The following is a 13,122-nucleotide window of genomic DNA, read 5'->3' on the forward strand; positions in this document are numbered from 1 at the left end:
ATCCCCTGAGTGAGCGTTTCCCAGGTGTGCTGCGTGTGCGACTACAGTAGGCGGCTATGGCACTGAGGAGAAACTACGCGCGCTACGGCGCTTCAACGACTTTTTTCGACTCTGTCGAGGAGTTTCTCAGCTCCCCCGTGCCCGCTAGCTCTTCCGAGGAAGCTGAGGCGATTTCGATTCGCTACGGCGCTGCGTTCATGGATTTGCTCGTTGAGGATCGCGGCGCCGATACCACGATCGTGTTGTTTCACGCGGCGATCAACCTGGCGAAGGCCACTCTTCCTGTCTTCATTGGAAGGCAGATGGTTGAAGGCGTTGACGCGAACGTGGTGTACATCTCCGATCCATCACTCGACCGAGGCACAAATATTGGATGGTTCACAGGGGATGAGACGCGACCATTTCAGAAAGACCTCACTTCCTGCTTGAATCATATTTTCGCTAGCTTTTACCCTGATGTGCCTATCGAGGACCTAGGGAAGAAGGCTATCTTCTTTGGGGCATCAGCCGGTGGATTTGCTGCGCTGTACTTTTCGCGCCGCTTTCCCGGTTCATTGGCTGTAGTCTCAAACCCCCAAACCCATATCGGGCGTTACCTTGAGCCGCAGGTAAAGGCATACCGCAGAAAGTGCTGGAGCAGCCGAAAGCTTTCCGAGACCACCATGACCTTCGACTTGGTCACTGAATATGGCAAGGGTTTCGATAACTACGTGGCTTACCTTCAGAACGAGGATGATGAGCTACATTACACCCAACACTATCTGCCGTGGTCCAAGGCCGTGGCAGAGCGCACACAGCAGTGGAGGCTTCTCCTCGGGGATTGGGGCGAAGGTCATGCCCCTGCCCCACAAATGCTTCTCACCGGAATTCTCGGCTACGCAGCATCACTAGCTGGCGATTGGGAGCAACTCTTCGAGGACGAGGTGTTTGCCAGCTCAGACTAGGGCTCAGACTAGGGCCGCCCCTAGTTGCGTAGCTTCTTGTTCAGCTGGTCCAAGCGCGCGATGACTTTATTGGCACGGTCTTCCCCAAGAACGCTGCGCACGTTAGCCACGATGCTCATCCGATTCTGATAAACGCTGTCGATAGCTTGGTCAAATAGGCCACGCACGCCTTGGCTTCGTGCTGATTCCCAGTCCTCGATGCTAACGAAACGCGCCTTCCCGCCTCGCTGTTGCATGAAGATTTTTGCGACCCGAACTCCCCCGGCTCGCTCGCTTTGTGCCAGAATACGGAAGCCGCGAAGGATATAGCCGTGCTCCAAATGAAGGCTCACCAAGGTTTGAAAGGTTCCGTTCTCTGTGGGAACGTACGCGAAGTGACCAATGCTGGGGTTATTGGAGGCAGCAAAGCCCTCGACTGTTTTGTAAGAGGCGACGCGTCGCCCACGGGAATCCTCGATCCACAGGCTCACAAGGAGCTCATTATCGAGTTCCCACTCTGACTCTCCGTGAATGACGAAGCTGACATCCCCGCTGGCGGGCTGAAGGAGGTAGTGCTGACCGCTACCGACGGTGCTATCAATGCTCAGCGACGTGCTAGTGCTCTGCATCTGCTCGGCCACCGTGGGAAAGGCCTCCTCCAGGGCAGCTGCATCCGTGAATGGTGGGAAGGCTGCCATGTTTTCCATGAGGCGTGCCATGACCACGCCTGGTTCATGGCGCATGGCGTTGTCCTGCCCCGCATGGATCGCGCGCAAGTAGCCCACCTGGGAGGCGTCCAGAATCACGGGCGCATAGCGATCTGACTTGTCGTGCGGTCCGCTTTGGGGTTCCACGACGGTGCCGTCTTCCTTCACGGAGCAGATGGACATCAGACCCATCGAGTTCATCGGTGTGTGTGCTTCACGCAGGTGGAAAAACTGACCATCCGCGTAGACCGCTTCAATACCGAGTGGCATGCTGACGAGCATCCCTGCAAACTCCGGCTGGATATAAGGCGCAGTGGTCTCGAAATAGTGAGCGGACAAAACGTCATCGTCGTCGAGGCGGTATCGACCGAACGTGCCGTTGAACCCCGTTGTTTGGACGTAGCGTCGCACCGCTGTCCACCCGCTGTCGCCATCAGGAAGCTCATCGAGGTGTAAGACATTGAACTTGTCCGCTGCCTCCTGCAGCTGCTCCTTGAACTTCTGCGGCAAGGACTCAGAGAAGGAGACAACGTGCTTCACATCGAAGCCTTCGGCGGCCTTTGCAAGAGTCGGCACAGTGTGGTTGAGGAAAATATCCGTGCGCAACGCTAGTCGCGCATGGTCGTAGAGGTAGTCGCGGTACTCATCTTCCGAGAACCCGGTGTGTTCGTTGCTTGCTCGCCACGACGCCGAATCCGGAACGAAGAGACTAAATCGAGTGTGTCCAACGAACATGAAGAAACCTCTACCTCTTCTCTGCGAGTGATATCTGACTGACAGTCTAGCTTTGCTTGGGGCAGGCTCGAAAGGCACCACATTGCACCGCTTGAAAAGTGGATTGCGCTGGCGATTTGCAATCCTCTCTGCCGACCTTATATAGTTACATCTCGTTGCAACGAGCAAGCCTCTGTTCAAGCAACCCACACATATTCCTCCATAGCTCAGTTGGCAGAGCATTCGACTGTTAATCGAAGGGTCACTGGTTCGAGCCCAGTTGGAGGAGCGAAATAGCCGCTTGTATTCCAAGCGGCTATTTGCCTTCCTATATAGGAGGGTTAATCCTCGTCACCGATCTAACGCTTAACAACGTGCACATCTACCCCTCCAAAAAGGCTAAAGCAGTTGACGACAACCTCTGGAGCGCTAGCAGGTAGGTCGGCCGGGTCAATAGCCCCACGGTCAACCTTGATGTCATGCCCGCCAAAAAGGCCGATGCCACTAACTCGAACACGGAAGCCCTCGGGAATCCACAGGTCGACACCACCAAAGACTCCAACCGCTTCGATCGTGGTTACGTGGTCTCGCAGTGAAGCACCGCGCAGGTCGACATCTGTTCCACCAAAAATGCCCATTGTGGTGTGGCGAGAGGCAATGGGAGTACTTCGAACCGTGGTGCCACCGAAAATACCCAAGGAAAGGCTCTGAGCGCTACGAACGGATGGTTCGACTTGAGTCAGTGCACGGTCAACAGTAGAAGCAAGCTCACTATCAACAGAGTTCAGCTCATGTGCGCTCTTTGAGGCGACCTCATGGCCACCGAAGAGTACCCTTCCGGGATCCTCAAGGAGATCGGAAACGAGGTCGAGTAACTCGCCGCGCGTCGTAGCGTTGGTGCATGCAGAAGAACGTTCCTCAAATTCGGCGACACTGAGTTGGCCTACAGACATCGCGTCAGCCAAGACTTGAGAAGCTGTGGTGCGTTGAGAATTAGTGCATTTAATGTCGCGTGGTTCCATGGCTTTACCTTACGTGGAACCACATGAATGGGCGGGGCAACTAGAAATACGCGCCTGCCCCATTCGTCTCATTTCGCTATAGCTCAATACCTGGGTCAAAGTCCGGCAGACGCTCCCCTACGCCGAGGAGCTCTGCAATAGCGGCAACGGCACGCTCTGCGGCCTTACCGTCGCCATAGGGGTTTACGGCGTTGGCCATGGAGGTGTACGCAGCGTCGTCATCGAGCAGCAGCTTGGCTTCCGCCACGATGAGACTCCGGTTGGTACCCACAAGCTTCACAGTGCCGGCAACAACAGCTTCAGGGCGCTCAGTATTCTGGCGCATAACTAGGACCGGCTTACCCAAGGCTGGTGCTTCCTCCTGGACTCCGCCGGAATCAGTCAGGATGATGGTCGCACGGTCAAGCAGCTTGGTGAACTGGTCATACGGAAGCGGATCCGTGATGAGAACATTGGGCAAAGACTCGACTTCCGGAAGCACGGCTTCACGAACCTTGGGGTTTAGGTGTAGCGGCAGGACAAAGTTGATGTCCGAGTAATTCTCCGCAAGATCCTTGACTGCGCCGCCGATTTCCTTCATCGCTTCAAGGTTTTCGCGGCGGTGGGTGGTGACGACAACCAGACGCTTGTCGGATTCAGCCACTGCCTGTAGGGCAGGATCCTCAAACGCGGTATCCCAGCTGGCTGCCTCTAGGAGAGCATCAATGACAGTGTTGCCGGTGACCGCAATATCCTTGGAGCGCACATTCTCGCGGCGCAGGTTTTCCATCGAGCCTGCCGTCGGAGCAAGGTGTAGCTCGGCTACTTGGCCAATCAGCTTGCGATTAGCTTCTTCCGGAAACGGAGAATGAATATCGCCGGTGCGTAAACCTGCTTCGAGGTGGACGATTTTCACACCGCGATGGAAACCAGCAAGTGCTGCAGTCATTGCAGTCGAGGTATCACCCTGGGAAATAATGACATCAGGTTGCTCCGCATCAATGATCTCGTCAAGCCCCATGAGTGCACGAGAGACAATCTCATTGAGCCTTTGACCGGGCTTCATGAGGTGAAGGTCCAGCTTGGGTTCGATTCCAAACATAGTGTTGACCTGCTCCAGCATTTCCTTGTGCTGGCCGGTGGAGACAGCTACGGATTCAAAACGCTCGTCCTTCTCCAATGCCTTGACGACCGGTGCCACTTTGATTGCCTCAGGGCGAGTCCCGTACACCGTCATGATCTTTGGCTTAGTCATAGACTTCCTTCGTATACTTCCGAGCGAGAAACCGTATAAGAGTCTACAGCTCTCATGTCCCACGTACATGGGCCGGTAGTTAAGGGACGGTGAACGCTAATCCTCACTCACGGTGACTTCGCGCGGCTCTTCGAGCCCGGCGGTACGGGGCTCTGCTGCCGCCACGCTGGCGGTGAGCAGCGCCGACATCGCTACGGCTGCCGATGCCGCATACGTATGCTTAGAAGTCTTCACAGGTATTAAGTTAACTGAAGCGAATGCATTATGGGAAGAGTTCACGTCATATCTATTCCCTATCTCTACTCCCCGTTACTGGTGGCTCCGCTGCGTCACCGCCGCCTGCCCAAGACTGCTAAGGCAGGTAGGCTGTTCATGAGAATTGCACGTTTCCCGTACGTTGTACGCAAACGCTGGCTGTCGAGCCGGCTGAAGAAGGGGATGACTAGTTTCCGATGATCCAATTTGTTGTGGGTGCTGCCGCCGGATACGTCTTTGGAACCAAGGCTGGGCGCAAGCGCTATCACCAAATTAAGGGCGCCTATGAGAAGGCCGTCAACTCCCCCGCTACTAAGGCCGCAGTGCGTTCCGCGCGCAAGGCTGTGGCCAATCGGTTGGACCCAGAACCGCGTATGCGCGAACTCAAGGATTACAACAAGGGCAAGCGCCGCGGCAAGGGCGCGGCAGATGGAGTCCAAGAAGATCGGATTTACGAGCCGGACGAGGATTAACGCGCACGCTAGAACGCGTGCGCGGGGGTGCGGATTAGTGCCTAGTGCTAGCTAGCGCACGCCTCGGAAAGCGCGATCATTGAGCTCGCGGCGGGCCTGCTCGAGGGCGACGAGGTCGGCGAAGAGTGAGTTGTAGGACTCTTCATCGTCGGAGGGGCGCATGCGGCCTAGTTGAGCCTTGAGTTGGGCTACTTGGTCACCCACGCGCGCCTCTTGGAGGCGGGAGAGCACGGAATCGGCGTAGGCCTCAAGGTCGGTATCGGGGTTGCCGGTCTCCCCTAGCTTGATCGGTTCCACGGCCAACTCAGAAACGAAGTTGCGGGCCATGAGATCCGGCATCTCACCGGCCACGGCGGCTAGCCATTCCACACCGGGTTGTTCGGCACCGGCGGTGACACCACCGAGGGTGGAGATGGCGCGGCGGATGGTGCGGTAGGCCTCGTTGGAGTAGGCATCCTCCGTAATCCCGTCGAAGTAACTGCCGGCAATCTGCGGGTACTGTAGGGCCAGCTTGAGGGCCTCGCGTTGCGGCCACAGGTGTGGCTCGCGGGGGCCGGGGATGTGCATGACGGGGGCGTTGGACTGCGCGGGCGCAGAGGAGGTCTGGTCCAGGGAGGCAAAGCGCGGGCGCTGTTCCTTCTTTGGCTTGCGGGCTTCCTGGCGTACTTGGTGGAGTACTTCCTCCGGGTCGGGCCAGCCCACCCAACCGGCAAGGCGGCGGGCGTATTCGCGCTGCAGGGGTTGGTCGCGGATCTGGGCCACCACGGGCACCGCACGGCGCAGGGCTTGGAGGCGGCCTTCGGCAGAGTCGATGCTGAAGTCTGAGATGACCGAGCGGATGACGAACTCAAACATGGGGATGCGGTCCGCCACTAGGTCACGCACGGCGGCATCACCGCGCTCAAGGCGCAGATCGCAGGGATCCATGCCGTCGGGGGCTACGGAGACGAAGGACTGGCCGGTGAACTTCTGCTCGCCCTCGAAGGCGCGCATGGCGGCCTTCTGGCCGGCCTCATCACCGTCGAAGGTGTAGATGAGCTCACCGTGGAAATAGGAATCATCCAGCATCAGGCGGCGCAGCACCTGCAAGTGGTCCGCACCGAAGGCGGTGCCACAGGAGGCCACGGCAGTCTTCACGCCCGCGGCGTACATCGCCATGACGTCCGTATAGCCCTCCACCACCACGGCCTGGTGCTGCTCCGCTATGTTGCGCTTGGCCAAATCCAGGCCGAAGAGCACCTTGGACTTGTGATAAAGCATGGTTTCGGGCGTGTTCATGTACTTGCCCAGCTTGTCATCGTCGAAAAGCTTGCGCGCGCCAAAACCGATGACGTTGCCGGATAAGTCCTTGATGGGCCACAGCAGACGCCGGTGGAAGCGGTCGATGGGACCGCGCTTGCCCATCTTGGAAATGCCTGCGGCTTCCAGCTCCTCAAAGGAAAAGCCCATGCGCAGCAAATGCTTGGTGGCGGTATCCCAGCCCTCCGGGGCATAGCCGCATTCAAATTCGTAGATGATTTCTTTGGAGAAGCCGCGGTCCAGAAGGAACTCGCGTCCGGCGGCGGCTTGCGGGGTTTCTAGCTGCTGGCGGTAGAACTCGTGCGCGGCCTTGTTCGCAGCGATAAGCCGGCGGCGGGTGCCGGGCTTTTCATCGCGCGCACCGGTGGTACCACCTTGGTAGTTGATGTGGTAGCCAATTTTTTGGGCTACGGCCTCAACGGCCTCCGGGAAGGAGACCTGCTCCATCTCCATGAGGAAGCTGAAAACATCCCCGCCCTTACCGGTGGAGAAGCAGTGATAATAGCCGCGCTGTGGGCGCACGTGGAAAGACGGGGTCTTCTCATCCTTAAAAGGGCTCAAGCCTTTCAAGGAGTCATAGCCAGCGGGTTTGAGCTGAACGTACTCGCCCACGATTTCATCAATAGGCGCGCGTTCACGGATAGCTTGGATGTCGCTGTCCGGAATTCTGCCTCGTGCCATGCGTACAGACTACCCCGCCCATAGGACGCACAGGTACCCACGGCTGGGTGGGGCTAGGCCGCCTAGTCCCACATCCGCAAAGACCCCGCGGTGGGGATTGAAAAATGGCCTGGTCTGGATTTCTGTTTCAGGCCTTATAGCTGCAATGATGGGGCCATGTCCCAATCCTCCCCCTCCAAAAAGTCGCTGCCGGCCCTCATCGGTGGCGCGGTTCTGGTCCTCGTCGCGGGCTACTTCGGTATTGACCTTGGTAGCTCCAGCGATAGTGCGGACCAGAAGGCAGCGCCGTCTTCCGCTGCTGCTGGCGCCTCCACTGCGGCGGGTGCATCCTCTCCAGCTGGTGGGGATGAGGGGGACGTCGCAAATCAGGGCGAGTCAGACCTGCCGACCTGCGCTATGGATTCCCTGCCGCAGGAGGCCCACCAAACCGCCGAGGACATCCTGGCCGGCGGGCCCTATGACTATCCGGATAATGACAACGTGCGTTTCGGAAACTATGAGGGCGTGCTACCGCAGCAGGCGAAGGACTACTACCGCGAATACACCGTGGAAACACCGGGGATTGGGCACCGCGGGGCCAAACGCATTGTTACCGGTGGCGACAGCGAGACCGACCCGGATGTCTGGTACTACACCGATGACCACTACGAAAGCTTCTGCAGTATCCCGGACGCGGAGGACTAAGGCATGCAACGCATTCTCATCACTGAACCCATCCGCACGCGCGAGGACTTCTACGGCGCGCTCGGCCGCCTGCGCGGCTGCACCTCCGGCGCCCCGCGCAACCTTGATGCACTGGCGGATTTCCTCCGAGAGCAACACATCGTGGCGATTATCGCCGCGGACTTCGACATGGTTGAAGAAGACCTGGCCCCCATCAGCATGGTGCTGGAGGACCAGGGTGTCGCGCTCGTGCGCTAGTAAGGTGATGGCCCGGCGCGTGGTGCCCCGGCGGGTGGTGGCCCAGCCGGGGTCTTAGGCCTTAGAGGCCAAGGGCGCGCTTGATGGTGTCGCGGACCTCCGGTGCGAGGTAGTTCAGCAGGCCGGCGATGACGGCGGTGGCGCCTGCAGCACCGAAGAGGGCGCCGAGGATGGCGGGGAGGACGCTGCCCGTACCCCGGCTCGAGCTATTGCTCGAGCTGCTGGAGCTGTTGCCGTTGCTGCTCGAGTTGCCGCTGCTGATGTCGCTGTCGCTGGAGCCGTTGTCGGTGTTATCGCCTTGGCTGCCGGCGGTGACTTCCACGACGCGGGAGGCCAAAGCCTGGTTGCCGGCGGAGTCCGTGACGGCGTAGGTGACGGAGTACACGCCCGGCTTGGCGGTGTCGATGTTGCCCACGACCTTCACCTTGTCGGTGAGGTCACCGTCCTTATCGTCCTTGGCGTTGACACCTTCGAGGAGGTTGGCTTCGGTGCCCTTGGTGATGGTGAGCTTGTCGCTGGGGACGGTGAGCTCAGGGGCTTTGTTATCCTTCTCCTGCTGCTCCTGCGCGGTGAAGACGCCGAACTGGCGCACGATGCCGGGCTTGGTACTCTCCTTGGAGGAGGCATCAGCGGAGGTGGCGTACCAGCCATAGGCTTCGCCAGCCTTGACGTCCTTGTAGGTCACGCTGGCAGGCCAACCGGACTTGGCGGTGTCTGTGCCAATCTCCTTGCCGGTATCGGTCAAGGCGAGCATGGAGTTCGTCGCAAAGCTGGTCTTGCGGGTCTGGAACTGGATCGGAATACGGAACTCGTCCTCGTGGCCGTTGTAGCGCTGGCGGTCGTCGTACTCGGTGGCATTGTGGTCGTCGAGAAGCGGCGAATACGTATCCACGATCATCTCCGAATTCTTCAGATCGAATTGCAGGAGGCGCAGGTAGCTGGAACCAAAGCGCAGGCCGGTGTCGCCATCATAGTCGCCGATCTCCGTCAGACCCAGCTCATCGGAGCCGACCTCGTAGAACTGGTAGTCCGCGAGAAGCTCCACCACGTGGTTGTTGGTGTGACCGACGTCCTTGCGGCTGACGATGGACACGCCGTGCTCGTGGCCGGCCAGGACCAGGGCCACGTTGGGGTTTTTCTGGATGACGTTCTCATAAACCATCACGCCGTCGTGGGAGAAGTCCGAGCCGCGACCATCCGGGCTAGCGGAAGGCTTGAGGTAGGCGTGGGTCAGCAAGATGGCGTTGCGGTCGGAGTACTGCTTGAGCACCTTATCCGCCCACGCGGCTTCCTCCTCAGTGACGTCATAGCCTAGGTGCAGGGCAATGAAGTCCATGCCGTTGGTGGAAAACAGGTCATAGTGGTTGTCGTTATCGCCCTCAGCATAGGGGTGGTAGGAGGCATCCTGCTCAGCCCACTTACCCTTGCCCTGCTGAGCCTCGTAGCGTTCCGGACCAAAGTACTCGTTGTAGAGGTTGCCGGCACCGACATCCGCGCCGCTTTGGTTATCGTGGTTGCCCGGCAGCACGCCGTTGACCACGCCGGCGTCCTCCAGAATCTTCTGGGCGTTGGAGGCTACCTCGAATTCCTTCTTGGCATTGGGGCGGTCATTGTCCTTGCCAATCCAGTTCTCAATGATGTCACCGGTGTGTGCGGAGTAGGCGATCTTGCGCTCATCGGCGTTATCGGCAATCCATTGGGTGGCCGCGGTGTAGCTTTCTTCCCACTTCTTGCGCTCCTCGGCGGTGGCCTTTTCTACCGCGCCTTCGGAGAGGTACTGGGTATCGGTGTGGTGGGCGATGGAAAAGTCATAGTCGCTAGTAGCGGCGAACTCTTCGTTGACGGGCTCGTTGAGGTCATCGGCAAAGACGTCGTAGCCCACCAGCATGGTGTGGATGGTGTCACCGTCGACGAAACCTTGGTTGGCTTCCGCGCTGAGGCTTACTTGAGCGTCGGCTGCGCCGCGGGTTTCTGCCAACTTCTCCCAGCTATTGGTTGTGGTGTTCCAGGCCATGAGGCGCACCGAGCGCTTGGGGTCCACGGTGCCGGACCAGGCGATGTCGTGGGCCTTCTTCTCAGCGTCCTTGAGCTTCAGGTCAAAGCGCTGGAAGGGCATGTGCTCCGTGGAGCTAGTCTCTTGAGCATCCTCGTTGTCCGGGTCGAGGGCCTTGTCGAAGTCCTCGCCGTCTTCGTAGTTAAAGTCCAGACTCTCCGGGATATCCGTGAAGGTGCCTTGGAAGCCCTTCTCCGCTACAGCCACATCGGCTTCAGTGAAAGTGGTCTCCACTTCCCCACCGCTCGGGTTATCGGCGCGAGCGGAGATGGTCACACCCTCCCCGCTCGGCGTGGAGTCGGTGCCGGCGGCCCCCGGGAGGTTGCCGGAGGTGAAATCGATGGTCTGGGAGATGGGGTTGCCAAAGACATCGCGGCCCTCGGCCTGGATGGAGTGGTTTCCTTCCTTGAGGCCAGCTCCGATTTCTTGCCCCAGCTCGATGTCCTCGCCGTCCAGGGTGTAGGTGAGCTCGCGGGAGATGAGGGCATCGTTGTTGAACTGGACGTCGAAAGTCACCGGGCCCGTCAGGTGCTGACCCGCGCTCGGGGTGGAGCCGGTGATCTCGGCCTTCTTATCGGTGCTCAGGTTGGAGTCCTCGTAGAGGGCGGAAATCTCATCTTCGCCCAGCGGATCGGAGAAGATGCGGGCCTCGCTGACCACGGCATCGGAGTAGAACTGGGCGGCGTTATCCCGGCCGGAATCCGCGCCGATCATCACGGCGGTGGAATTGGACTTGGGCTTGGTCACCTCGCCGTTGATCTCGGTGTTCTCAGCCACCTTGGCGCCGTTGACGTAGAGCTCGCTCTTGTTTCCGTCATAGACGCCGACCGCGTGGTACCACTGGCCCGGCTCCACCTGCTGCTGGGCCTTCTTGTAGCCATCGCTGCCGTTGACGGTGAAGGTGAGCTGGTCGCCGTAGATGACCATGGCCCAGCCGCCGGCTTCCTTGTTGGCACAGAGGCTCTTTTCGTTGCCGTCGAAGTCCCCGTCGTAGCGGAAGACGCACTCGACGGTGAAGCCGTCCTTGATCTGGTCAAACTTATCCCCGATGTCGAAGCCGACGGCATCCTTGCGGCCATCGAAGTGAGCCACGGGGCGCTCAAGCACGCTGTCTTGCTCCACAGTGGGCTCGCCGATCTTCAGCGGCTCGGCATCGGAGGCGGAGTTGCTGATGACACCGTTCTCAAAGGAGAGATCCAGGATGTCTGCCTGGGGCAGGTCCTGGGCAGAGGCGAGTGCGGGAGAGACGAGGCTGGAGCCAACGAGGCTGATAGAGGCAATGAGCGCGGCTTTATGCAGCTTTTTCTGAGACATAAAAATTCCTTGACAGTTAATACAAATGAAGAGACTTCCGCTGCGGGCAGGCAATAAGGGGGCCTGGCGGCACGCGGACCTGCCTGAGGTTAGGTGGCCGGTTTTAAGAAGAGTTGTCAGCTATGTAACACCCAAGTGAACGGTGTTCAACTATCGGGTGACAGGCGTCTCTTGGGATGCCGTGCCGTTGTGTGGGGCACGGTGCTACTGGGCTTGGTGCTGGTGTGCTGCTGACTAGTTGCCGGCTAGCTAAGGAAACCAAAAAGGTCCGCGCTGCGCTGCGCCAAGCGCTCCAGGCGGGATTCCGTCATGGAAGCAATCTGGTCGATGATGGCGCGGTCACGCTCCAGATCGGTCTCGGCTTGCTTCCACCACAGGGAGAAGGTGGCGTCCAGCGAGCCCGGCGCGCCGGCCACCAGGTAGTCGTAGACGCGGTAGATACGCTCGCGCTGGCGGTCCTGGCGGGACAGGTGGGCGGGCTCATCCATGACGTAGAGAACGGCGATGGTTTTCAGCAGCGTTACCTCCGCTACTGCGCCCGGTGGGACGGCGAGGTCGCCGTGCATGCGGCCGAGGGGGCCGTCGTTAGCCGCGAGCGTGGCGGAGACGGTGGCGCCAACATAGCGGCCGACAAGCTCCGAGGTCATCTTCTTTAAGTTGGCATAAGAGCGCAGGGAGTAGTCGAAATTGCCGATGGCGTTGATGACATCGAGCTGGCGCAGGCGGTCGGCGGCCTCGAGGAGCTCATCGGCATTACCGCCGAAGGCTTTCGCGCCCTTGTCCGCGAGGTTGGCCAGCTCCACCAGGTCCCAGAGCACGCCCAAAGAGATGCGGCGGGAGATGATGCCGTCTTCGACGTCATGGACGGAATAGGCAATATCATCCGACCAGTCCATGACTTGGGCTTCCATGGACTTGCGCTGATCGGAATGCCCCTGGCGCAGCCACTCCAGCACGTCCGCGTCTTCGTCGTAGGCGCCGTATTTGCGGTTGGTCGTGCCATCCGGGTTGGTTTTGGTCCAGGGGTATTTGCAGGCGGCGTCGAGTGAGGCGCGGGTGAGGTTGAGGCCATAGCTGCGCGGGCCCGCCGGGGTATCCAGCACTACCTTGGGCTCCAGCTTGGTCAGGATGCGCAAGGTCTGGGCATTGCCCTCAAAACCGCCGAGGGCCACCTCGTTAAGCGCGTTCTCGCCGTTGTGGCCGTAGGGCGGGTGGCCAATGTCATGCGTCAGACCCGCCATGTCGCACAGGTCCGGGTCCAGCCCTAAGCCCGCGCCGATGCTGCGGGCAATCTGGCTGACCTCCAGGGAGTGTGTCAGCCGGGTGCGCGGGGTATCGCCATCGCGCGGGCCCACCACTTGGGTCTTATCCGCCAGGCGGCGCAGGGCCGCGGAGTGCAGGACGCGGGCGCGGTCCCGGGAGAAGGCGCCGCGGTGTTCCTCGCTTTTGAGCAAGGCCGAGCCTTTGGGAGTCTCGGAGGCAAGGCGGGCGACGTCTTCTGCACGATAGGAATAGCTCACAGTGTT

Annotated in this window: 11 protein-coding genes and 1 tRNA gene; 5 read left to right on the forward strand and 7 right to left on the reverse strand. The window is 59.7% G+C overall.

What is annotated here, in order from left to right:
* Nucleotides 1-197: 197 nt before the first annotated feature.
* Nucleotides 198-944 (forward strand): hypothetical protein, encoded by a 747-nt coding sequence (locus tag HMPREF2896_RS02225; RefSeq protein ID WP_168165680.1) that lies wholly within the window; start codon nt 198-200, stop codon nt 942-944.
* Between the two features lie 20 nt (nt 945-964).
* Here the strand turns inward: HMPREF2896_RS02225 and HMPREF2896_RS02230 are convergent, their stop codons facing one another.
* Complete coding sequence (locus tag HMPREF2896_RS02230; protein ID WP_070717357.1) at nt 965-2,365, reverse strand: glycosyltransferase; 1,401 nt, start codon at nt 2,363-2,365, stop codon at nt 965-967.
* 195 nt (nt 2,366-2,560) lie between these two features.
* On the opposite strand from HMPREF2896_RS02230, the gene HMPREF2896_RS02235 reads away from it, so the two are divergent.
* Nucleotides 2,561-2,633: transfer RNA gene (locus HMPREF2896_RS02235), tRNA-Asn, on the forward strand.
* Nucleotides 2,634-2,703: 70 nt separating this feature from the next.
* Here HMPREF2896_RS02235 and HMPREF2896_RS02240 read toward each other — a convergent pair.
* The 3 genes from HMPREF2896_RS02240 to HMPREF2896_RS12795 form a co-directional block, all read right to left on the reverse strand.
* A complete protein-coding gene (locus HMPREF2896_RS02240) occupies nt 2,704-3,366 on the reverse strand; it encodes a DUF1707 SHOCT-like domain-containing protein (protein ID WP_070717361.1) in 663 nt (220 codons plus the stop codon).
* Nucleotides 3,367-3,442: 76 nt separating this feature from the next.
* Nucleotides 3,443-4,600, reverse strand: coding sequence for a non-hydrolyzing UDP-N-acetylglucosamine 2-epimerase (wecB, locus tag HMPREF2896_RS02245; protein ID WP_070717363.1), 1,158 nt, complete (start codon nt 4,598-4,600; stop codon nt 3,443-3,445).
* Between the two features lie 96 nt (nt 4,601-4,696).
* Nucleotides 4,697-4,834, reverse strand: coding sequence for a hypothetical protein (locus tag HMPREF2896_RS12795; RefSeq protein WP_168160907.1), 138 nt, complete (start codon nt 4,832-4,834; stop codon nt 4,697-4,699).
* Nucleotides 4,835-5,052: 218 nt separating this feature from the next.
* On the opposite strand from HMPREF2896_RS12795, the gene HMPREF2896_RS02250 reads away from it, so the two are divergent.
* Nucleotides 5,053-5,328: a hypothetical protein gene (locus HMPREF2896_RS02250; protein WP_070525497.1), complete on the forward strand. Its 276-nt coding sequence runs from the start codon at nt 5,053-5,055 to the stop codon at nt 5,326-5,328.
* A 51-nt stretch (nt 5,329-5,379) separates the two neighbouring features.
* Here the strand turns inward: HMPREF2896_RS02250 and dnaG are convergent, their stop codons facing one another.
* Complete coding sequence (gene dnaG / locus HMPREF2896_RS02255; RefSeq protein ID WP_070717366.1) at nt 5,380-7,308, reverse strand: DNA primase; 1,929 nt, start codon at nt 7,306-7,308, stop codon at nt 5,380-5,382.
* Between the two features lie 156 nt (nt 7,309-7,464).
* Between dnaG and HMPREF2896_RS02260 the strand changes: the two genes are divergently transcribed.
* Both HMPREF2896_RS02260 and HMPREF2896_RS02265 read left to right on the forward strand, forming a co-directional pair.
* Complete coding sequence (locus HMPREF2896_RS02260) at nt 7,465-7,992, forward strand: guanyl-specific ribonuclease (protein ID WP_070717369.1); 528 nt, start codon at nt 7,465-7,467, stop codon at nt 7,990-7,992.
* 3 nt (nt 7,993-7,995) lie between these two features.
* The gene (locus HMPREF2896_RS02265) at nt 7,996-8,229 is read left to right on the forward strand and encodes a barstar family protein (RefSeq protein ID WP_070525502.1); all 234 of its coding nucleotides are present in this window, start codon (nt 7,996-7,998) and stop codon (nt 8,227-8,229) included.
* A 61-nt stretch (nt 8,230-8,290) separates the two neighbouring features.
* Here HMPREF2896_RS02265 and HMPREF2896_RS02270 read toward each other — a convergent pair whose 3' ends face one another.
* Together HMPREF2896_RS02270 and HMPREF2896_RS02275 are read right to left on the reverse strand one after the other, a co-directional pair.
* Nucleotides 8,291-11,596: a LamG-like jellyroll fold domain-containing protein gene (locus HMPREF2896_RS02270; protein WP_070717372.1), complete on the reverse strand. Its 3,306-nt coding sequence runs from the start codon at nt 11,594-11,596 to the stop codon at nt 8,291-8,293.
* Nucleotides 11,597-11,841: 245 nt separating this feature from the next.
* Nucleotides 11,842-13,116 carry a deoxyguanosinetriphosphate triphosphohydrolase gene (locus tag HMPREF2896_RS02275; RefSeq protein WP_070717375.1) on the reverse strand — a complete coding sequence of 425 codons (1,275 nt, stop codon included), beginning with the start codon at nt 13,114-13,116 and terminating at the stop codon, nt 11,842-11,844.
* Between the last annotated feature and the right edge of the window lie 6 nt (nt 13,117-13,122).

This window comes from Corynebacterium sp. HMSC069E04 (assembly GCF_001813175.1).
Classification (GTDB): domain Bacteria; phylum Actinomycetota; class Actinomycetes; order Mycobacteriales; family Mycobacteriaceae; genus Corynebacterium; species Corynebacterium aurimucosum.

Bases quoted from the DNA above. Each gene is read 5' to 3' on its own strand.
- HMPREF2896_RS02260 (WP_070717369.1), top strand. From the start codon at position 7,465: ATGTCCCAATCCTCCCCCTCCAAAAAGTCGCTGCCGGCCCTCATCGGT.
- HMPREF2896_RS02250 (WP_070525497.1), top strand. From the start codon at position 5,053: ATGATCCAATTTGTTGTGGGTGCTGCCGCCGGATACGTCTTTGGAACC.
- HMPREF2896_RS02225 (WP_168165680.1), top strand. From the start codon at position 198: ATGGATTTGCTCGTTGAGGATCGCGGCGCCGATACCACGATCGTGTTG.
- dnaG (WP_070717366.1), bottom strand. From the start codon at position 7,308: ATGGCACGAGGCAGAATTCCGGACAGCGACATCCAAGCTATCCGTGAA.
- HMPREF2896_RS02265 (WP_070525502.1), top strand. From the start codon at position 7,996: ATGCAACGCATTCTCATCACTGAACCCATCCGCACGCGCGAGGACTTC.
- HMPREF2896_RS02240 (WP_070717361.1), bottom strand. From the start codon at position 3,366: ATGGAACCACGCGACATTAAATGCACTAATTCTCAACGCACCACAGCT.
- HMPREF2896_RS02230 (WP_070717357.1), bottom strand. From the start codon at position 2,365: ATGTTCGTTGGACACACTCGATTTAGTCTCTTCGTTCCGGATTCGGCG.
- HMPREF2896_RS02270 (WP_070717372.1), bottom strand. From the start codon at position 11,596: ATGTCTCAGAAAAAGCTGCATAAAGCCGCGCTCATTGCCTCTATCAGC.
- wecB (WP_070717363.1), bottom strand. From the start codon at position 4,600: ATGACTAAGCCAAAGATCATGACGGTGTACGGGACTCGCCCTGAGGCA.